The sequence below is a fragment of the Microbacterium paraoxydans genome, assembly GCF_019056515.1.
Classification (GTDB): domain Bacteria; phylum Actinomycetota; class Actinomycetes; order Actinomycetales; family Microbacteriaceae; genus Microbacterium.
The window spans coordinates 1,874,202-1,891,876 of record NZ_CP064873.1 but is presented as its reverse complement, the minus strand read 5'-3'; the positions used below and the strand labels follow the sequence as shown (position 1 = coordinate 1,891,876).

24 protein-coding genes are annotated in these 17,675 nt (G+C 69.1%); 20 read left to right on the top strand and 4 right to left on the bottom strand.

Annotation, left to right across the window (positions count from 1 at the left end; all coding sequences use genetic code 11):
* Positions 1-37: 37 nt before the first annotated feature.
* The 17 genes from IZR02_RS09065 to IZR02_RS08985 all read left to right on the top strand — a co-directional run bounded on the left by IZR02_RS09065 (position 38) and on the right by IZR02_RS08985 (position 12,456).
* Positions 38-355, top strand: a complete 318-nt coding sequence (locus IZR02_RS09065) for a hypothetical protein (protein WP_217316399.1) — start codon at positions 38-40, stop codon at positions 353-355.
* 79 nt (positions 356-434) lie between these two features.
* Positions 435-611 carry a hypothetical protein gene (locus IZR02_RS09060; RefSeq protein ID WP_217316398.1) on the top strand — a complete coding sequence of 59 codons (177 nt, stop codon included), beginning with the start codon at positions 435-437 and terminating at the stop codon, positions 609-611.
* On the top strand, positions 608-2,236 hold the full coding sequence (locus tag IZR02_RS09055) for a hypothetical protein (RefSeq protein ID WP_217316397.1): 1,629 nt from the start codon (positions 608-610) through the stop codon (positions 2,234-2,236). The genes IZR02_RS09060 and IZR02_RS09055 overlap by 4 nt, the downstream gene beginning before the upstream one ends.
* Positions 2,233-2,427 (top strand): hypothetical protein, encoded by a 195-nt coding sequence (locus IZR02_RS09050; RefSeq protein ID WP_217316396.1) that lies wholly within the window; start codon positions 2,233-2,235, stop codon positions 2,425-2,427. The genes IZR02_RS09055 and IZR02_RS09050 overlap by 4 nt, the downstream gene beginning before the upstream one ends.
* Before the next feature lie 37 nt (positions 2,428-2,464).
* Positions 2,465-3,571 carry a hypothetical protein gene (locus tag IZR02_RS09045; protein ID WP_217316395.1) on the top strand — a complete coding sequence of 369 codons (1,107 nt, stop codon included), beginning with the start codon at positions 2,465-2,467 and terminating at the stop codon, positions 3,569-3,571.
* Between the two features lie 3 nt (positions 3,572-3,574).
* A complete protein-coding gene (locus tag IZR02_RS09040; protein ID WP_217316394.1) occupies positions 3,575-5,296 on the top strand; it encodes a hypothetical protein in 1,722 nt (573 codons plus the stop codon).
* 19 nt (positions 5,297-5,315) lie between these two features.
* Positions 5,316-5,738 (top strand): hypothetical protein, encoded by a 423-nt coding sequence (locus tag IZR02_RS09035; protein ID WP_217316393.1) that lies wholly within the window; start codon positions 5,316-5,318, stop codon positions 5,736-5,738.
* A complete protein-coding gene (locus IZR02_RS09030) occupies positions 5,728-6,150 on the top strand; it encodes a hypothetical protein (RefSeq protein WP_217316392.1) in 423 nt (140 codons plus the stop codon). Before IZR02_RS09035 ends, IZR02_RS09030 begins: the two co-directional genes overlap by 11 nt.
* 6 nt (positions 6,151-6,156) lie before the next feature.
* Entirely contained in the window at positions 6,157-6,576 is a 420-nt protein-coding gene (locus IZR02_RS09025; protein ID WP_217316391.1) for a hypothetical protein, read from the top strand.
* A gap of 7 nt (positions 6,577-6,583) precedes the next feature.
* Positions 6,584-7,060, top strand: a complete 477-nt coding sequence (locus tag IZR02_RS09020) for a hypothetical protein (protein ID WP_217316390.1) — start codon at positions 6,584-6,586, stop codon at positions 7,058-7,060.
* Positions 7,057-8,337, top strand: a complete 1,281-nt coding sequence (locus IZR02_RS09015) for a hypothetical protein (protein WP_217316389.1) — start codon at positions 7,057-7,059, stop codon at positions 8,335-8,337. Before IZR02_RS09020 ends, IZR02_RS09015 begins: the two co-directional genes overlap by 4 nt.
* The gene (locus IZR02_RS09010) at positions 8,334-8,693 is read left to right on the top strand and encodes a hypothetical protein (protein WP_217316388.1); all 360 of its coding nucleotides are present in this window, start codon (positions 8,334-8,336) and stop codon (positions 8,691-8,693) included. The genes IZR02_RS09015 and IZR02_RS09010 overlap by 4 nt, the downstream gene beginning before the upstream one ends.
* On the top strand, positions 8,690-10,390 hold the full coding sequence (locus IZR02_RS09005) for a hypothetical protein (protein WP_217316387.1): 1,701 nt from the start codon (positions 8,690-8,692) through the stop codon (positions 10,388-10,390). The genes IZR02_RS09010 and IZR02_RS09005 overlap by 4 nt, the downstream gene beginning before the upstream one ends.
* Positions 10,391-10,402: 12 nt before the next feature.
* Positions 10,403-11,209, top strand: a complete 807-nt coding sequence (locus IZR02_RS09000) for a hypothetical protein (RefSeq protein WP_217316386.1) — start codon at positions 10,403-10,405, stop codon at positions 11,207-11,209.
* A complete protein-coding gene (locus tag IZR02_RS08995) occupies positions 11,199-11,903 on the top strand; it encodes a hypothetical protein (RefSeq protein ID WP_217316385.1) in 705 nt (234 codons plus the stop codon). The genes IZR02_RS09000 and IZR02_RS08995 overlap by 11 nt, the downstream gene beginning before the upstream one ends.
* A complete protein-coding gene (locus tag IZR02_RS08990; RefSeq protein ID WP_217316384.1) occupies positions 11,900-12,178 on the top strand; it encodes a hypothetical protein in 279 nt (92 codons plus the stop codon). The genes IZR02_RS08995 and IZR02_RS08990 overlap by 4 nt, the downstream gene beginning before the upstream one ends.
* Before the next feature lie 11 nt (positions 12,179-12,189).
* A complete protein-coding gene (locus tag IZR02_RS08985; protein ID WP_217316383.1) occupies positions 12,190-12,456 on the top strand; it encodes a hypothetical protein in 267 nt (88 codons plus the stop codon).
* Between the two features lie 15 nt (positions 12,457-12,471).
* On the opposite strand, the gene IZR02_RS08980 is transcribed toward IZR02_RS08985, so the two are convergent.
* From IZR02_RS08980 to IZR02_RS08970, 3 genes are all read right to left on the bottom strand, one after another.
* Positions 12,472-12,720: a hypothetical protein gene (locus tag IZR02_RS08980; RefSeq protein WP_217316382.1), complete on the bottom strand. Its 249-nt coding sequence runs from the start codon at positions 12,718-12,720 to the stop codon at positions 12,472-12,474.
* Complete coding sequence (locus IZR02_RS08975; protein ID WP_217316381.1) at positions 12,717-13,595, bottom strand: tyrosine-type recombinase/integrase; 879 nt, start codon at positions 13,593-13,595, stop codon at positions 12,717-12,719. The genes IZR02_RS08980 and IZR02_RS08975 overlap by 4 nt, the downstream gene beginning before the upstream one ends.
* Positions 13,596-13,735: 140 nt before the next feature.
* The gene (locus IZR02_RS08970; protein ID WP_217316380.1) at positions 13,736-13,897 is read right to left on the bottom strand and encodes a hypothetical protein; all 162 of its coding nucleotides are present in this window, start codon (positions 13,895-13,897) and stop codon (positions 13,736-13,738) included.
* A 128-nt stretch (positions 13,898-14,025) separates the two neighbouring features.
* Here IZR02_RS08970 and IZR02_RS08965 point away from each other — a divergent pair, with 128 nt between their 5' ends.
* Together IZR02_RS08965 and IZR02_RS08960 are read left to right on the top strand one after the other, a co-directional pair.
* A complete protein-coding gene (locus IZR02_RS08965; protein WP_025103613.1) occupies positions 14,026-14,913 on the top strand; it encodes a TIGR01777 family oxidoreductase in 888 nt (295 codons plus the stop codon).
* A gap of 64 nt (positions 14,914-14,977) precedes the next feature.
* Complete coding sequence (locus IZR02_RS08960; RefSeq protein WP_025103612.1) at positions 14,978-15,931, top strand: L-lactate dehydrogenase; 954 nt, start codon at positions 14,978-14,980, stop codon at positions 15,929-15,931.
* 34 nt (positions 15,932-15,965) lie between these two features.
* On the opposite strand, the gene IZR02_RS08955 is transcribed toward IZR02_RS08960, so the two are convergent.
* Complete coding sequence (locus tag IZR02_RS08955; protein WP_025103611.1) at positions 15,966-16,730, bottom strand: SDR family oxidoreductase; 765 nt, start codon at positions 16,728-16,730, stop codon at positions 15,966-15,968.
* Between the two features lie 100 nt (positions 16,731-16,830).
* Here IZR02_RS08955 and IZR02_RS08950 point away from each other — a divergent pair, with 100 nt between their 5' ends.
* A complete protein-coding gene (locus IZR02_RS08950; RefSeq protein ID WP_025103610.1) occupies positions 16,831-17,667 on the top strand; it encodes a helix-turn-helix transcriptional regulator in 837 nt (278 codons plus the stop codon).
* Positions 17,668-17,675: the final 8 nt, after the last annotated feature.

The following is a 17,675-nucleotide window of genomic DNA, read 5'->3' as shown; positions in this document are numbered from 1 at the left end:
GGCGAACTGCCTGGACCACCTGGACCGGGAGGACCACATGACCAGCAAGCACCGCGACCCCGAGTACCTCGCGAACGCCCGCATCGTGCGCGCCCAGGTGCGCGCCGCCTGGCGCCATGGGCAGGACGTGTACTGCTGGCGGACCGGCAAGCTCCTCACGCCAGGTCGGCCCTTCGACGTGGGGCACCTCGACCCGGAAGGCGGACACGCGATCTCGAACCTCGCGCCCGAGACCGTGAGCAGCAACCGGTCAGAGGGTGGACGTCGTGGCGCCGCGATCACGAACGGTCGCGTCTCTCGACCTCAGCCGCCACCACGCCGGGCGACGACGCGCGAAGGGCTCGCGCCATGGTGACCGCGTCTTTTTTTGGGTCGCCGTGCAACCCCCGCCTTCGGCTCCAAGAGCAAAATCCCCCCCTGAACTGGAGAAAACGATGAAGATTCAGATGTCCACCGAGGTCGGACCGTTCGACGGGACGCCCCGCGCCGAGCAGCTCCTCGCCGCGCTCGCGCTGCTCCCCGGTGAGGCGTTCGTCACCGTCGAGTCATGGGACTGGCAGCGTGACGGGAGTGGCTGGCGGATCAAGGCAGAATGGGTGGAGGAGCGGTGAGCGCGACGCCGACGCTGGCCGACCTGCGGTCCGAAGCGAACTGGCTGGAGTGGCGGTCGAAGATTGAGCACCTCGGCGCGATCCGGCTCGACGACCTCGTGACGACGGAGCAGTCGCGCGGGGAGTTCATCACGGGGGCGCGGCTCCTCCGCCTGGACGAGCGGCAGCGCGCGGGCGACGGCGGGAAGGGGCCGTCGCCGATGCAGCTCATGGTGGCGGACCTCCTCGCCGCCGGCCGCTTCATGAACGCGATCTTCGAGCCGCGCCGGTCCACGAAGACGACGGGGGTGCAGGCGGTCATGCTCGGTCGGTGCTGGCACCGCGAGGACTACCAGGTGGGGTGGACGATGTTCACGACCGGGGCGAAGGCGGGGGAGCGGTTCCGGAAGGACATCGTGTCGCACCTCGACCGGCTATACCCGTCGCGGCGCGACAGCCCGGTCCAGATCAATGTCGGCAAGGGCACCGAGCACCTGCACTTCACGGCGACCGGCTCGTACCTGAACGTGTACACGCCGAACGGTGAGGGATTCCGGTCGGGCGGCTTCGACATGGCGTTCGGCGACGAGGCGGCGGAGGCCGACATCGAGCAGGGCGAGGACGTGACGCGCGCGGTCATCCCGACGATGGACACGAAGATCGGCGCCCAGTTCGTGCTCGCCGGGACCGGGCAGAAGTGGCGGACCGGGAACCTGCTGTGGGAGGCGCTGCACGATGAGGACGCCGCGGTCGCGTGGCACGGCATCCCGGAGACCGTCGACCGTGCACAGCTCGGGTCGTGGGAGCCGGACCAGCCGCACCCGAAGACGGGAGCGACGGGCGGCCGGATGCGGGAGTTCATCGAGCTCCACCACCCCGGCGTCGGATTCACCACGCCAGTCGAGGCAGTGCGCCGGTCGTTCGACCGCTGGCCCCTCGACGACTTCCTCATCGAGTACGGAGGCCAGTTCGGGACCGAGGGCGCGGCCGACGTCGCGATCCCACCGGCGCAGCTTGACCGCGCGCTCCGCAAGCTCCCGTTCCCCGAGGCGCTCCCCGAGCGGTACGCCGCCGCGCTGAAGGTCCACCACCTCGGCCTGGGCGGGTCGCTCGCTATCGCATGGGACTACCACGAGCCGGGTGACCTGGTGACGGAGGCGCTGGAGATCGCGGGCGAGGAGGAGCCGCGGCGGAAGCGCGCGGTCGCGCTGTGGTGGCACCAGCAGGGCACGACGAACCTGGAGCGTGAGGTGTTGCTCCGCCTGCGCCGCACGGGCGCGAAGCTCTGGTACGACGCCTTCGGCTACACCGAGCAGGTGGCCGGGGCGCTGGCGAAGGCGAGCCCTCGGCCGGTGATGGAGGGCACTCGGCAGGCCGACATCCCGAAGTCCACGGTGGGGATGCTCAAAGCTCTCGAGGACGACGACCTCGTGATCTACTACCACCCCGCTCTGGAGCGCGCGGCGCGGGCGGTGAAGCGGCAGAAGTTCGGCAACTACGGCACGTTCCGGTTCGGCCCGCCGGACTCCGACCCGGAGCTGGACACCTCGCCCATCGAGGCGGCGGCGCTCGCGCTCCGGTTCCTCGACGAGGTGCCCCATACCAAGAGCCCGCGCGACATGTTCCGATTCGGAGGCACCCGATGATTCGTCTCGACTGCACGCAGATCAGCATCGTGATCGTCTGCGAGACATGCGGTGTCTGGCATGCGTTCGCGTTCTCGAAGCTCGAAGCATGGGAGCGCGCCGCGGCTCACGAGAAGCGCGCACACCCCGGGGACACGCAGGCGCAGGACGCACTGTCGGAGCTCCGTCGCAAGCTCCGACACGCCGTCTGATTTTCCGCTGTGGGATACCCGCCTGATCGTTCATCACGTGGGATTCTCAATCTTCGGACGGAACATCGAGCAGGTCTACGCCAAGCGCGCGGCGACCGAGCTGCTCACGCCTCCCGCGAAGCCTCCGGTGTCGATCGTCTCGCCGTGGTCGCCGCAGGACAACATCGTTACCTGGGCGGTTGACGACGCGCTCGGCGGGCTCCTCGACCGTACCGTCCTCCCGCTCACCCGCGAGATCGCGCTCCGCCTCCCGGGCGTGAAGCGCGCGCACGGCATCATCTGCCGGCAGCTCGCGTCCATCCCGTTCTTCCAGATGGACAACGACGCCCGCACCGACGACCAGCCCGAGTGGCTGACGAACTCGCAGTCCGGCGTCGCCCCGTACCACCGCATGTACGGCGCCGCGTCGGACTGGTTCTTCAACGGGTGGGCCGCGTTCGGCTTCACCGAGGACATGACCGACTGCCTGCACATCCCGTTCGGCCTGTGGAAGATCAACGAGCACGGCATCATCGAGATCACCGACGAGCGCGTGCCCACCGAGTACACCGCCAAGATCATCGCCATTCCCCTCGGCTACGGAGAGAACGGTCTGCTGGTCGATGGAGCGGACACCATCCGGCAGGCCCGCAACGTCGAGGCCGTCTACCAGCAGCGCCTGGAGAACCCGATCCCGCTGACGACCCTCGAAGTCGACGGCTCGGTGTACGACCAGTGGGACGACCCCGAGATCGATGAGTTCCTCGACCAGTGGATCCGGAACCGTACCAAGCATGCGACCGCCGTGCACCCGTCCTACGTGAAGGTCGGGATGCCCGGTCAGGTGCAGGTCGACCTGTACGAGACGGGGCGCAACGCCGCCCGCCTCGACATCGCGAATCACACCGCCCTACCCGCCTCGATCCTGGAGGCCGTCCGCCAGGGAGGCGGCGGAGGCGGCACCGAGATGCGCTACCAGGGCGTCGCGAACGGCGGGGCCCGCTCCGACCTGTGGGACTTCGGTCTCGCTCGCGGCATGATGCTCGCCTTCGAGGCGCGGATGTCGCTCGACGACGTGTGCGACGAGGGCCTGTCCATCCGCGGCGACCTGACAGCGCAGAACGCGATCCCCGCCCCGAACACGAACCCCACGAGTGAGGACTGACCCATGCCCGACATCCAGATCGAAGGTGGCGAGGTCCTCGCCAACCTCGACGAGCGCACCCTGACCGGCCTGCTCCTGCCCTACGGCGAGGAGGGCCGCACCAACGTCGGCCGATTCACGGTCATGGCGGGCGACATCGCGATCCCCGAGGACCCCTCGGTCGTGTCCATCAACGAGGACCACGACCGCTTCCGTCCCATCGGACGCGCGACGCGCCTATGGGAGACCACCGTCGGCATCATGGCCACGTTCGCAATCGGCCGCACTGCCGCCGGGGACGCCGCCCTCGCCGACACCACCCGGCGGTGCCTGTCTGCCGAGTTCAAGACTGGCATCAAGAACGGCCGCGCCACGGGCGGTGTGCTCGCCGCCGCCGCCAAGGTCGCACGCGGTGCGTTCCCGTCCGCTCAGGTCCTCGCGGCGGACGCCGAGATCGACGACGAGACCGTCGAGCTGGAGACCGGCGAGGAGGCCACCGTCGCCGAAGACCATTCCGAGGTCATCTACACCGACGAGGACGGTCGCACCTACCGCCGTGTGTACGACTCCGTGACCACGGAGGAGGCCACCGAGAACGGCACCGAGACCACCATCACCACCACCATCACCGAGGAACAGACCGAAGCGGATGCCGAGGTCGAAACCGAACAGGAGAACGAAGTGTCCGCAACCGCTATCCCCGCCACGCACCGCAACGGTGCCCCGGCCGCCACCACGACGCCGCGGCCGGCGAACCTCCAGCCCGTGTTCGCCGCCTTCGCGGCAGCGAAGGACGCCTTCAAGCTCGGCGGCGAAGCGCCCGCCGAAGCCGCCGCGGTCCTCGCCGCTCTCTCGGACATCACCATCAGCGGCGCGGGCTCCCTGCCCGCTGGTGGCGAAGTGCTCCAGCCGAACTGGCTCGGCCCGCTCTACCAGGGCATCCCGTACGAGCGGCAGTACATCACCCTTGGCAACCTCGGCACGAACATCACCGCCGCCGGCAAGAAGGGCTACACCCTGGAGCGGGGCACCGCGGGTGCGCGAGTCGAGCACTTCGACGGCACCTGGGCGGGCAACAAGCAGCCCATCAAGTCCGGGACGGGGTTCACCGAGTCGGCCGCGTCGGAGCTGTTCCGGTTCGCGTTCGGCGTCGACATCGCCCGCGAGTTCTTCGACCTGCCCGGTGGAGCGGAGGTCGTCGAGGCGTTCCTCCGCCTCATCGTCGAGGACCACCTCGTCTGGTCCGACGAGATCGCACTCGACACCTGGGTCCAGGTCGCGGGCGCGCCCATCGCCCCGCAGGTCTACCCCGGCGTCGACGGCCACGACTACGCCGGAGCGATGGGCCAGCTCATCCAGGGCGTGCTGGCGGTGCGGCGTAAGAAGGCCGACGGGCGCCGCGACGTGCCGACCTTCGCCATTGCCAACGAGGCGGCGTACGAGGAGATCCTCTACACGCCGAAGGACCTCGTGCCCGAGTTCGTGAACTTCGGAGCCAACACCGACGAGGGCATCACCGCGGACGGTCTGCGCATCGTGGTCGGCGACACCGGCATCGAGGACACCCCGTCCGTCATCGTCGGCACCAAGAACGCCGTCGACTTCGACGAGCTCTCCAATGGCCCGCTCCACATCGACGCGATTGACCTCGCCCGCGGTGGCATCGACAAGGCGATCCACGGCTACCTGCAGCGTCTCATCGTCCGCCCGGAGGCGGTCGTCCACATCGGCGTCGCTGACGCCTGAGCCGAACGGGAGCGTAGGCATGGCTGAGTGGTACACCGCCACGAGCGACGAGGCACAACAGCGTCTCATCGCCGCGTGGCCGGATGCCCCCATCGAGAACCTCGAAGTGTGCGGATTCCTCCTGGAGACCGCCCGCATCCAGGTCCTCGCCTACGCTCCCGAGACCGCCACGCTTACTGGCGCGGTCGAGCTGGCACTCGTCCGGTTCGGCCTCGCCGAGCGCCTCGGAGACGTTCTCGCGCTGCTCGGCGTCGACCCGACCGACCCGCCGATCAACTTCGTGTACGCGCAGCTCCAGCAGGCCACGAACCTCTGGAACGCCGGGCGCGTGTCCGGCGGCGGCGACGCGGGAATGGAGCAGTTCACGTTCACGCCGAGGCCGCTCGACAAGACCATCAAGCAGATCATCCGCCCGGTGCAGGGAGGCCCTCGTGTCCGATGAGACTCCCACTGTCCGCGAGTACGTCCTCGGCCTGCTTGCGCCTCGGGTGCCCGAGGACTGGAAGATCGAGGGCGGAATCCCGTCGTCCATGCATTCGCTCGCGGGCCCGCTCATGTGGCTGGAGTACACCGCGTTCGAGCCGCTCCCCGAGGCACCGCTCGCGAAGATCGCGGCGACGGTCGACGTGTGCATCGTCACGAACAAGACCGACGTGCGCAAGGGAGAGGCGGACGCCGACGAGTCGGTCGCCGAACTGTTCGAGGCCGTCTATACGGCTCCCGCGGTCTACCGCATCAGCGCCACCAAGTCGGTGTTCTGGGACGCCTACTTCGGGTGGCGGCTCAGCATCACCATCTCCACCACGAACCCGACCACCGACCCGCCGGCGCCCGCCGACCTCACACAGGAGTAGATAACCATGCCTCAGATCGATGCCAAGCCCATCGTCCTCCGCGACTGTCTCGTCCGTGCCGCGACCTTCGACTTCGAGAAGGCGATCTCGGGTGTGACCATCACCCCGACGACGGGCACGGTGACCTTCAACGGACTCAGCCCGGACGCGACCTACAATTTCCCGACCTCGACGGTGTGGGCGACGCAGCTCGATTACGCGCAGGACTGGGAGACGCCGGACTCGCTCTCGATGTTCCTGTTCGAGCACGAGGGTGAGATGGTCACTCTCCTGTTCGAGCCGAAGCGCGGCGGCCTCGGGTGGGAGGTCGACGTGTTCATCGCGCCCGGCTCCATCGGTGGGCAGGTCAACACCGTGGCTACATCCTCGGTGTCCCACGGCGTGCAGGGTCGTCCGCGCCCGGTGCCCGTGGGCTCCGGCGCGTAAGCGGGTGGTGGCCATGCAGCTCGACGTGCGGCGCAGCCCCACGCTGACCGCGCTCGTGCAGGTCATGGCCACCATCCCGCGTGAGGTCGCGAGGGAAGCCCGCGCGCAGACGAAGGCGGTCATCGTCCCGGAGTGGCGGAAGGTCCTGGCCGAGAAAGCTCCTGGCGAGGCGATCTTCCACAAGCGCCTCGTGGGCCCGTCCACCGTTTACGTCTCCGACCGTGGCGCGAAGCTCATCGCCGGGGCGAATGGCAAGTTCCCCCGCGAGACCGAGTTCGGCGCGTACCGCGAGGACTACGCGACCTATCAGACCCGCCGCGGCTCGGTTACCCGACGAACGCAACGCCAGTTCTGGCACTACGCCAAGGCCGGCCGAGTCGTCTATCCAGCGCTCCGCGAGTTCATCCCGCGGGCCTGGTCCCTCTACGCACAGACCGCCTACCGGACGGTCGCCGAAACCATCGAGAAAGCCACAGGAGCATGAGCAAGCGATTCGAAATCGACATCGGCCTCAACGCATCCGGCGTCGCGAAGGGCGCGAAGGACGGCCAGAAGGCCCTCTCCGACCTGGAGGCCGCGGTCGACGGCGTGGGCGCCGAGTCCTCGCGCGCGGGCGGGCCCGTCGATTCGTTCGCGTCCAAGCTCGTGGAGGCGTCTCGCAAGGCGGGCAAGTCCGACGACGACATCAAGGACGCTCTGCGCGGCATGGGCCTTTCCGCGCGGCAGGCGGAACGCGCGGTCGAGGGTGTCGGCGACGGACTCAAGGACGCGGGCCGCGACGGCGAGCGTGCTCTCGACGGGATCGAAGACTCGCTCCGGGACGTGCAGCGTCGCTCTGAGGACGCATTCGACGACATCGGCGACTCCAGCGCCCGCGGCTTCCAGAAGGCCGAGGAAGGCGTCAAGGGCCTCAAAGATGAGGCGATGCAGTCCGCTCGCGAGACGGCGGCGAGCTTCGACGGTTCCTTCGAGTCCATCGCCGAGCTGGGCCAAGAAGTCGCTGCCAACGCCTTCGCCGACTTCGGTCCTGCTGGCGCGGCCGCGGGCCTCGCCGTCGCAGCAGCGGCGGGCGTCATGGTCAATCACTTCAACGAAGTGCAGGAGGCCGCGGACGAGGCTCGCGAGTCCGCGTTCGGTCTCGCGTACGACGTTGCGGGCGCTCTCTCGGCAGCCGGGTACACGGAGCGCATCGCCGCCTGGACGAGCGAGACCGAGAAGTACAAGCAGGTATTGGACCTCGCGAACGTCTCGGAATGGGATCGGGTGGACGTCATCGACGCTCTGGCGTCCGGTGGGGACAAGCTCGACCGGCTGACCGAGGCTTTCGCAAGCAACGGCATGACGACCTCCGTCACGTCCGGTCGCGTGCGGGAACTGGAGGCCGTGCTCAAGGCTACCGAGGAGGGATACCTCAGCGGTTCCGACGCCGTACGGCTCAACGAGCGCGCGCTTTACGAGTTCGCGACCACGGCGGGCGTTGCCACGGGTGAAGTCGATGAGGTCGGAAATGCGATCTACCGGCTCCCTGACGAGACAGAAGTCGCTATCAACGCCGCGACCCAGCGAGCCACCGAAGACATCAAGCGTGTGGAGGGTGACATCAACGCCGTGCCCGACTCCCACACCACCACCTTCAATGCGCAGGTGACGGGGCTCGACAAGGTGCGCGTCGACCTCGACGCCCTCACGCGACCTCGCACCATGACCGTTACAGCGCGCCTCAACGCCGGGTTCGCGAACCATATGGGGTGGGACAAGTGACCACGATCACACACGCGAACGGCGTCATCACCCCGACGATCCAGGACGGGTATTCGGCGAGCATCCCCACGCGGACGCTCGTCCACGACATCCTCGGACGCCCCGACCCCGACGTAACCTTCCGCCCCGCCGGCATGCGTGCAGGCACCCTGCCGCTCGTGTTCGCGGATCGGGCGGCAGCGTGGGCGGCCGCCGCCGTCCTGGTGCGCGGAGAAGTGTTCACATACGACGACCCCGACCTGCCGGAGGTCGGCATGGCGTTCGTCGTCGGTCCGGGCGAACTGACGCCACGCCTCGACGACGAGACGCGCAAGGTGTGGCTGCTCGACGTTCCCTTCCGCGAGGTGCTCCCGTGACCGTCGCCTCCACTCACACCTACGCCGCGCGGCTGCTGGACCCTGCAGGCGACGTGCCGCTCGCGCTCGACCTCGACAACCCCGGTGATGTGTCTCTCGACGCCTCGCGCATCCCACACGTCCAGGCGACGATCACCATCACCGCCGACGCGGCACTCCTCGACCGGATCGACCCGCGCGCCGGCCGGCGCGTGGTGATCGAAGCGCGGCGCGACGACGACGCCCCTCGGGTCTTCAACCTCGCTGTACGGCGGGTCGTGCCCGACCATGCGACGGGCACCGCGACGGTCACCCTCGCGAGCGATGAGGCCCTCGCAGCGGACTACGCGCCCCTGACTCAGGACCGCGCTCCTCGCGCTCATGAGGCGTCACTGCGCGCGGTGTGCAACTACGTGCTCGGGAAGATCGGGGCATCCCTCGCCGCGGGAACCACCGACGCGAACGTGACCGCACAGTGGGCGCTCGACAACCTCGCGATAGACCCGAGATCGACAACCACGACATCGGTAGCGTTCGGTGGCGCTACGGCCACCCTGGCGAACACGACCGGGATCAGCAGCGTGCTCGGCACCGGTACGACCACCTGCGCGACCGCCACCCTGACCGCGGTCGCATCGACGTGGGCGGAGTGGCGCAAGACCGCCAGCGTCCGCCCTGGCGAGGTCTACAGCTTCCGCGTCGCCGGCCGGTTCTCCATCGCTGGCGGCGGCGCCGCCGTCCGCTCGGCGTGGGCTCGCATTTTCTGGCTGGACAAGGACGGCAACCCGCTCGGCGAAGTGGCCGGCCCAACGGTCACCATGAGCGACCCCGGGGCCGGTTCCTCGCCATGGGCGTGGCTCACCCTCGAAAACGTCAAGGCTCCCAGCGGCGCGACACAGGCGCGGCTCATCATGCGCGTGGCCGGTCCGCTCGCAGCCGGATCGACGGTAGAGGCGACATGCTGGCAGCTTGTCCAGTCGGACGAGCTCGCGCCGTACTTCGACGGGTACACCATCAATGACGCGATCTATGCCTACACCTGGACCGGCGACGCGAACCTGTCCACTTCGCACCGCGAACCGACCATCGAGCGCGACCCGGACGCCCTAGTGTGGCAACCGGGACAGTCCGTGCTCGACTTCCTCGCCCCGCTCCTTAAGGCCAACGGCCTCCGCCTCGTGTGCGACGAAGAGCGTGGTTGGACACTCCGCGATGCCAAGTATCAGGCCGCGGGCTCGTCGGCGTGGCGGTGGGGTGTCAACCTCACGCGCCTTGAGGACGAGATCAGCATCGACACGGACGATGGATGGTTCGACGCCGCGGTCTATACGTACCGGTGGACGGGGCGCGACGGCATCTACCGGGTCCGCCGCGACACCTTCGCCCTCACTCCGACGCCCCGCAAGGTCGCCTCTGTCGAGCTGACCGACCCGTGGCCTGGACCCGGGCGGGCGGAAGCCATGGTGCGGCGGGCGCAGGACCGCGGCCGGGTGACGACGGTCGCCGGTATCCCGCTGTGGACCGAACGGGCGGAGCAGCTGCTCAGCATCGCCCGCGAGGACGGTTCCACCCTCAAGGGCACCATCGGCGCGGTCACATTCAACCTCGGCGACGACACCCTCACCATCCAGTCGCGAACCACTCTCGTCCCGGCCGGGAGCATCGACCTGCTCGCCGGCACCATCAACGCCCTGACGGGCACCATCAACGACCTGTAAGGGAGGAAGCACATGGCTACCGGAGACGACGCTCTCGCCGCGGGCATGGCGCTCGTGAACGGCGCAGCGCTCGCGAACACGCTCGACGACGAGGACAACACGACCCGCGACTACATCGCCCGGTTCTTCAACCGCGTGTGGGCCGGCGTCAAGGGCACCACCGCACCCACGACCGCGCAGGTGCGATCCAACCTCGGGCTCGGTAGCGCCGCGACCCTGGACGCCGAGACCAGCCCCACAGGCGGCGCCGTCGCCCGGCGCTGGTCGAACGGGTCACTCACCGGCCCGATGCCGTCCACCAATGGCGAGTACGCACCGAAGCTGTACGTCGATCAGGCCGTCGCGGGCGTCGGAATCGACACGTCCGGTCTCGTCAAGAAGACCGGCGACACCATGACCGGCAACCTCGGACTCGACGGCGCTCATCTCATCGTGCCCGCCGCGGCCCCCGCCACCGTCAGCTACGCCGTCGCGTACATCAACGGCGACGGCCGGCTCTCGCGCGGTGCGTCGTCGGAACGGTACAAGAAGTACATCAGCGCGATAGACCCCGCCAGCCTCGGCGACATCTTCCCCGACCTGCACCGCTTCCAGATGCGCACCGGGGACGGCTCATGGAAGTACGGATGGATCGCCGAACGCCTCGCCGAGTCCGACGACCTGCAGCCGTTCGTCGTCTACGCCGAGCACGACGGCGAACTGGTGCCCGACAGCATCGACTTCATCGCGCTCCTCATCGCTCAGAACGCGCAGCTCCACCAGGCGGTCGACCTCCTCGCGCAGCGCCTCGACGCACTGGAGGCCCCCGATGAGCGTTGACGGCACCGCAGCGGCGCAGACGCTGCTCAACTTCGGCACCCTCCGACACCACGGCGCATGCCTGCACTACGTGTGGCAGGCATACAAGGCACACGGCGCATCCACCGGCCGATCCGCCTACACGGCCCTGCAGGCGTGGGAGCGCACCGAAGGCCACCACGGCGACCGGAACCCACCGCCCGGCGTGCCCGTGTGGTTCGGAGCCCGCCCCGGGTCCGCCGCCGGCGACGTCGTCATCAGCCTCGGCGATGGTCGCGTCGTCGCGACCGACTATCCGCGCTTCGGAGTCGTCGGCGTCTGCACCATCGACGAGCGACAGCGCCAGATCAACCGCCCCTACCTCGGCTGGACAGACCACATCTTCGACCAGCCCATCAGCTACCCAACACCCGCACACCAGGAGGAAGACGACATGTTCGACGACGAAGCCCGCGCGCTACTCCGCTCAGCAGTGGACGCCGCCAAGGCCGCTCAGGCAGCAGCGGAGGCCGCCGCGGCGGACGCTCTGCACGTAAAGAACCAGGTCGGCGGCTCGACAGCCCGCAAGACCACCGTCCGCCAGGACCTGGACTGGCTCAAGGTCGCGGAGGGCGGCAGCAACGCACCAGGAGCGGGCGGCAGCACGCGCCGGCGGCTCGACGAGCTCGACCAGAAGATCAGCGCCGCGCTTGGCGAGGCGGTGAAGGAGGAGTGAGCGAGAGCGACAACGACCTCCGCATCAGCGTCGCCGAGATCAAGGGCATGCTCACCGCGACACTCGCCCGCCACGACCAGCGCCTCGACCAGCACGAGGACACCATCAAGCAGCACGAGGGCCGGCTGAACGAGAAGGGCAAGACCATCGCCCGACACGACGAACGACTCCTCGACCTCGAAGAGGACAGCGCCGCACAGTGGGGCCGCGTGATGGGCGTCCTCGCGTTGCTCGTCAGCGCCGGAGTCGCCCTCTGGAACATCATCACCCCATGAAAGGAAGCACAATGAGCAACGACAATCTGCGCACCGCATTCGGCGACGTTCCGCGATCCCGCGCTGAGGCGAAGGAACGCGCAACGCTCACCCCGAACCGTTGGGTGCCCTCTCCCGCCGTCCGGGCGTGGCTGTACGGCATCATCGCGGCCCTGGTGCCGCTACTGGTGGTGCTCGGTGTGTTCTCCACGGAGATCGGCGCCCACGTCCTCAACGTCGTCGCCGCATTCCTCGCGATCGGCGGGCTCGCCCTAGCCGCGAAGAACACCCCGCGCTAGCCGACCACCTTCAAGCTAACGCTGGTAGCACTCCTCCGCCGCCGCGGTGATGTCTCTCAGGAAAGCGTCCTGATCGGCCTCACCCGCGGCAGGCGGAGGAGCGTCCGCCGCGTACCCGTGACGCGCCATGCACTCCTGATAGGCATCGTTCTCCGCTTGCTGACGCAGCGTGTTGAGGATGACGGCGCCCACGATGATCGCGGCGACGAGTAGCGCGGCCACGGCCGAGCCGACAATCACGATGATCCGGGTCTGCTTCGTCATGCCGCGATCTTAGCGGCACCCCTCCCGGACCGAGCGGGCACCTCGCGCGGGGCGAGCGTGCGGATGCCGTCCTGCTTCCGGCGCTCGCTGACCGCGGTGTATATCTGCGTCGTCGACAGGTGTTCATGCACGAGCAGCTCTTGGACGACGCGAATGTCCACCCCCTGCTCCACGAGGTCTGTGCCGAACGCGTGGCGGAGCGAGTGCGGCGTGAGCTTCGGGTCGGTGATCCCAGCGCGCACCTTCGCCTTCGTGATGAGGTCGGTTACGGACGATGCTCGGATGTGGCCACCCTGCCCGCCGCGAGCCGGGAACCAGTAGCCGTCACGGGGCATCGTGAGCGCGAGGTCGGCGATGACCTCGTGCAGCGGGAGACGTCGCTCCTTGCCGCCCTTGACGAGCGTCGCTATGGTGCGCCCCTCGATGTCGATGTCGTGGCCGTGCACGCGAGCGATAGACGAGACACGGAAGCCCTGGTAGTACCCCAGGAGGATCATCGCCCGCGTCTTCGCGTACGCGCCCGACGTGAGCATCGCGTCGATTTGCTCCGGCGTGAACGGCCGCGGCTGCCCCTTCGGCACGCGCACCACCGGCAGCTTCGCCGCGGGGTTGTCAGCCCGCAGGCCCTCGTCCTGCAGGAACGTGTAGAACGCGATGAGCGCGCCGCGCTCGGTGCGGCGGGTGCCGGCGCTCACGGCGTCGTCGCGGCCGATGTACCGGCGCAGGGTGAACACGTCACACTCGACGAGCGTCCCGGTCCGCCGTGCGAAGGTCGTCAGGATGCTCCTTCGGTTGCGGATCGTCGTCACGGCGAGGTTCTGCGCGCGCTGGTAGTCGATGAACATCTCAAGGGCGGTGATGTCCTGGAAGTGCATGTGTCTCTCCTCGGTATGGAAGGCCCCCTCCAGAGCCTGTGAGATGACCGTACGGAGCGTTGCAAAACGCCCGCGACGACCGACGCGCCCAGGAATCGCGGCGATTCGCTGAGCGCGTCGTTCACGCGAGCACGCGGCCGCTACGGTGTATCGACCTCGACGGACTGCTCGTCGACGTGGTTCTGGAGTGACACGATGCGGCGCTTCAAGATCGAGAGACGCACGGACTGCATGTTGTCCCGATCCATCGCGACCTCCGTCATCTGGCTAAGCGCGGCGGCGACGACCGCGGCGTTCACCATGCGAGTCACGATGCCTCCCGTCCCGCGAAGAGGTTTACGATTGGTGCCAATCGTGGGGACTCCACCGTGGATGTCGTCGGTTCGATCCCGGCAGGGCCCACCCGTAACGTTTGCAGCGGGGAGCGGCAATGGCGCGACGCATCGTCATCAGCGGGGCATCAGGCCTCATCGGTTCCGCTCTGGCCGCCTCCCTGCGGGCGGACGGGGTCGAGGTCAGCACCCTCGTGCGACGTCCTCCGCAGGCGGAGGGCGAGATCGAATGGTCGCCGGGGGACACCGCGCTCGACCCGGATGCGCTCGCGGGAGCGGAGGCCGTCGTCGCCCTCGGAGGCGCGAGCGTCGGCCGGCTCCCGTGGACGCGAGCATATCGCCGTCAGCTCGTCGAGTCGCGGCTCGACGCGACGAACACCCTGACCACGGCCCTGCGTGCGCTGCGCACCGACGCGCCGGCGTTCCTCTCCGCCTCCGCCGTGGGCTACTACGGATCGGCGCCCGGCGAGGTGCTCACCGAGCACTCCGGTCCCGGGAGCACCTTCCTCGCCGACCTCACCGTGCGCTGGGAGACGGCGGCGCGACGGGCCGAAGACCACACCCGGGTCGCCCTGCTGCGGACCGCGCCGGTGATCCACCGCCGCGGTGTCCTCCGTCCGATGATCACGCTGACGAAGCTCGGCCTCGCCGGCCCGCTGGGGCCGGGTACGCAGATCTGGCCGTGGATCTCCTTGGACGACGAGGTGCGCGGCATCCGCCATGTCCTCGACGCGAAGCTCGCGGGGCCGGTCAACCTCACCGGGCCCACCCGGGCGTCCGCGAACGACATCGGTCGCGCGCTCGCGCAGCGGATGCATCGGCCGTTCTGGGTGCCCGCTCCCCGGTGGGCCCTACGCCTCGCTCTCGGCGACGCCGCCGAATCGTTGCTGCTTCCGGATGCGGACGTGCGGCCTGAGGCGCTGCAGCAGTCCGGCTTCCGCTTCACCCATCGCACCGCTGCGGATGCGGTGGCCGCGGCGGTCTGACGACGACGCGATTCTCCCGGCGAGACCCCTGCCGTCGCGGCGCCCGCGCTGTCAGGATGGGCGCATGGAGATCATCGAGAACTCGAAGCTCACCGTCGTCGGCGCCGGAAGCGTCGGATCGAGCGTGGCCTATGCGGCTCTGATCCGCGGTTCGGCCCGCCACGTCGTCCTGTACGACATCGCGACGGAGAAGGTCGAGGCGGAGGTGCTCGACCTCGCGCACGGCACGCAGTTCACCGGCAGCAGCGACATCATCGGCGGCAGCGACATCTCGGTGGCGGCCGGGTCCCATGTCGTGGTCATCACGGCGGGAGCGAAGCAGAATCCGGGTCAGACGCGCACCGAGCTCGCCGGAGTGAACGCCGGCATCATCCGGCGCATGATGCCGGAGCTGCTGTCGGTCGCGCCCAATGCGGTCTACGTCATCGTCACGAACCCGTGCGACGTGCTGACGGTCATCGCGCAGCAGGAGACAGGACTGCCGCCGGAGCGCATCTTCGCGTCGGGCACCGTGCTCGACACGTCTCGGCTGCGCTGGAAGCTGGGGGAGCGGGCGGGCGTGTCCACGGCCAGCGTGCACGCCCACATCATCGGAGAGCACGGCGACACCGAGTTCCCGCTCTGGTCGCGGGCGACGATCGGCACGGTCCCGATCCTCGACTGGGAGACCCCGGGGCACCCGCGCTTCACTCTGGAGGAGCTGGACGAGATCGCCGTCGACGTCCGCGACGCCGCCTACAAGGTGATCCAGGGCAAGGGCGCCACGAACTACGCGATCGGGCTCTCCAGCGCGCGCATCGTGGAGGCGATCCTCCGGGACGAGCATGCGGTGATGCCCGTGAGCACGGTTCTCCGCGACTTCCACGGGATCGACGGCGTCGCCCTGTCCGTGCCGTCGATCGTCAGCGCCGCCGGGGCCCTCCCGATCCGCACGACCGCGTTCTCGGATCGCGAGCTCGAGCTGCTGCGGCAGTCCGCCGAGGCGCTCACCGCGGTCGCCGCATCCCTGCAGGAGTGACGGCGGGTGGGGCGGCGGACCGCCCCACCGGGGTTCACCGGCCGTGCGGATCCGTGCGGTTGAGCACCGCCACGACCTCGTCGTAGTCGCCCCGCGCCTCGCCGTAGCGGAGGAACTTCACCCGCTCGACCTGGATCTCGGTCGCGTCGGGCTGGGTCTCGATGAGCGTCATGACCTCGTCGATGAACGCGTCGAGGGGCAGTGCGGCCTCGTTCTCCGCATGCCCGGGCATGAGGTCCGTGCGCACGGCGGGCGGCTCGAGCTCCTGCACCGCGACAGTCGTGCCCGCGAGCTGCAGCCGCAGCGACTCGCTGAGCATGTGGATCGCCGCCTTGCTCGCGTTGTACGTGGGCGTGACCTTCAGGGGTGCGAAGGCGAGACCGGAGGAGACGGTCATGATGGTCGCCGAGGGCTGGGCCTGCAGGTGCTCGATGAAGGCCGCGATGAGGCGGATCGGGCCGAGGATGTTCGTCGTGACGGTCTCCTCGGCGGTGGACAGGAAGCCGGCCGGCGCGGTCCAGTCCTCCGCCCGCATGATGCCGGCCATCGTGACCAGCACGTTCAGCGTCGGATGCGCGGCGAGCACCGCGGCCGCGGCCTCGTCGATGCTCGCCGGGTCGGCCGTGTCGATGCGGATCGTGTGGAGTTCGGGATGCGCGGCAGCGATCGCGACCAGCCGGTCCTCTCGGCGTCCCCCGACGATCACGGTGTTGCCGCGCGCCTGCAGCCGGAGGGCCAGCGCCAGACCGATCCCGCTCGTCGCGCCGGGGATGAAGATGGTGTTTCCGGTGATGTCCATGGCCCCAGCCTCGGCGCTGCGCCCGCGCCGTTCCAGAGACGGCTGATCGGGGGATCGGCGGTCCCTGGATCCCCTCACGCGTCCGGGGGATACTGCACGGATGGATCGTGACGCCCTGGCCGACTTCCTCCTGCGCCGTCGGGAGGCGCTGCGTCCTGCCGACGTGGGCCTGCCCGAGGGGACTCGGCGACGGACGGCCGGACTGCGCCGCGAGGAGGTCGCACAGCTGGCGACCATGTCGACGGACTACTACACGCGTCTCGAGCAGCGTCGGGGCCCGCAGCCGAGCGCGCAGATCCTCGCCGCCCTCGCCCGTGCGCTGCGGCTGTCCTCGGACGAGCGCGACTACCTCTACCGGCTCAGCGGGCTCAGCGCTCCCGATCGCGCGGTGATCACCGACTACGTCCGTCCCGGCATCCTCCGCGTGCTCGACCGTCTGCACGACACCCCGGCGTTCGTGGTCTCGGCTCTCGACGAGGTGCTGGTGCAGAACGACGCCTCACGCGCGCTGATCGGAGACGCGAGCGGTCTGACCGGGCTCGACCGGAGCGGCATCCATCGCTGGTTCGCGCGACCGGAGGAGGAACGGCGTCGGTACCGGGAGGTCGATCACCCCCGGCAGTCACGGGCGCTGGTGGCGGCGTTGCGCGCGGCGTACGGCACCATGGGCGCGCGGTCGCGGGCGGGGGAGATCGTGGCGGATCTGTCGGAACGGAGTCCCGAGTTCGTGCGGCTCTGGGCGGCCCACGAGGTCGCCCGTCGCTTCGAGCAGCACAAGGTGATCGTGCATCCGGAGCTCGGGGAGATCGAGGTGGACTGCCAGGCGCTGTTCACCGAGGACGAGTCGCAGGCGCTCATCGTCCTGACGGCGCAGCCGGGGAGCGAGGCGGCCGGGAAGCTGGAGTTCCTGCGCGTGCTCGGCACGCAGAGCGTCTGAGCCCTCCC

Excerpts from the sequence above, each read along its gene's own strand:
- IZR02_RS09065 (WP_217316399.1), top strand. The coding sequence starts at position 38 with ATGACCAGCAAGCACCGCGACCCCGAGTACCTCGCGAACGCCCGCATC.
- IZR02_RS09060 (WP_217316398.1), top strand. The coding sequence starts at position 435 with ATGAAGATTCAGATGTCCACCGAGGTCGGACCGTTCGACGGGACGCCC.
- IZR02_RS09050 (WP_217316396.1), top strand. The coding sequence starts at position 2,233 with ATGATTCGTCTCGACTGCACGCAGATCAGCATCGTGATCGTCTGCGAG.
- IZR02_RS09040 (WP_217316394.1), top strand. The coding sequence starts at position 3,575 with ATGCCCGACATCCAGATCGAAGGTGGCGAGGTCCTCGCCAACCTCGAC.
- IZR02_RS09035 (WP_217316393.1), top strand. The coding sequence starts at position 5,316 with ATGGCTGAGTGGTACACCGCCACGAGCGACGAGGCACAACAGCGTCTC.
- IZR02_RS09025 (WP_217316391.1), top strand. The coding sequence starts at position 6,157 with ATGCCTCAGATCGATGCCAAGCCCATCGTCCTCCGCGACTGTCTCGTC.
- IZR02_RS09015 (WP_217316389.1), top strand. The coding sequence starts at position 7,057 with ATGAGCAAGCGATTCGAAATCGACATCGGCCTCAACGCATCCGGCGTC.
- IZR02_RS09000 (WP_217316386.1), top strand. The coding sequence starts at position 10,403 with ATGGCTACCGGAGACGACGCTCTCGCCGCGGGCATGGCGCTCGTGAAC.
- IZR02_RS08995 (WP_217316385.1), top strand. The coding sequence starts at position 11,199 with ATGAGCGTTGACGGCACCGCAGCGGCGCAGACGCTGCTCAACTTCGGC.
- IZR02_RS08985 (WP_217316383.1), top strand. The coding sequence starts at position 12,190 with ATGAGCAACGACAATCTGCGCACCGCATTCGGCGACGTTCCGCGATCC.
- IZR02_RS08980 (WP_217316382.1), bottom strand. The coding sequence starts at position 12,720 with ATGACGAAGCAGACCCGGATCATCGTGATTGTCGGCTCGGCCGTGGCC.
- IZR02_RS08975 (WP_217316381.1), bottom strand. The coding sequence starts at position 13,595 with ATGCACTTCCAGGACATCACCGCCCTTGAGATGTTCATCGACTACCAG.
- IZR02_RS08970 (WP_217316380.1), bottom strand. The coding sequence starts at position 13,897 with ATGGTGAACGCCGCGGTCGTCGCCGCCGCGCTTAGCCAGATGACGGAG.
- IZR02_RS08965 (WP_025103613.1), top strand. The coding sequence starts at position 14,026 with ATGGCGCGACGCATCGTCATCAGCGGGGCATCAGGCCTCATCGGTTCC.
- IZR02_RS08960 (WP_025103612.1), top strand. The coding sequence starts at position 14,978 with ATGGAGATCATCGAGAACTCGAAGCTCACCGTCGTCGGCGCCGGAAGC.
- IZR02_RS08955 (WP_025103611.1), bottom strand. The coding sequence starts at position 16,730 with ATGGACATCACCGGAAACACCATCTTCATCCCCGGCGCGACGAGCGGG.
- IZR02_RS08950 (WP_025103610.1), top strand. The coding sequence starts at position 16,831 with ATGGATCGTGACGCCCTGGCCGACTTCCTCCTGCGCCGTCGGGAGGCG.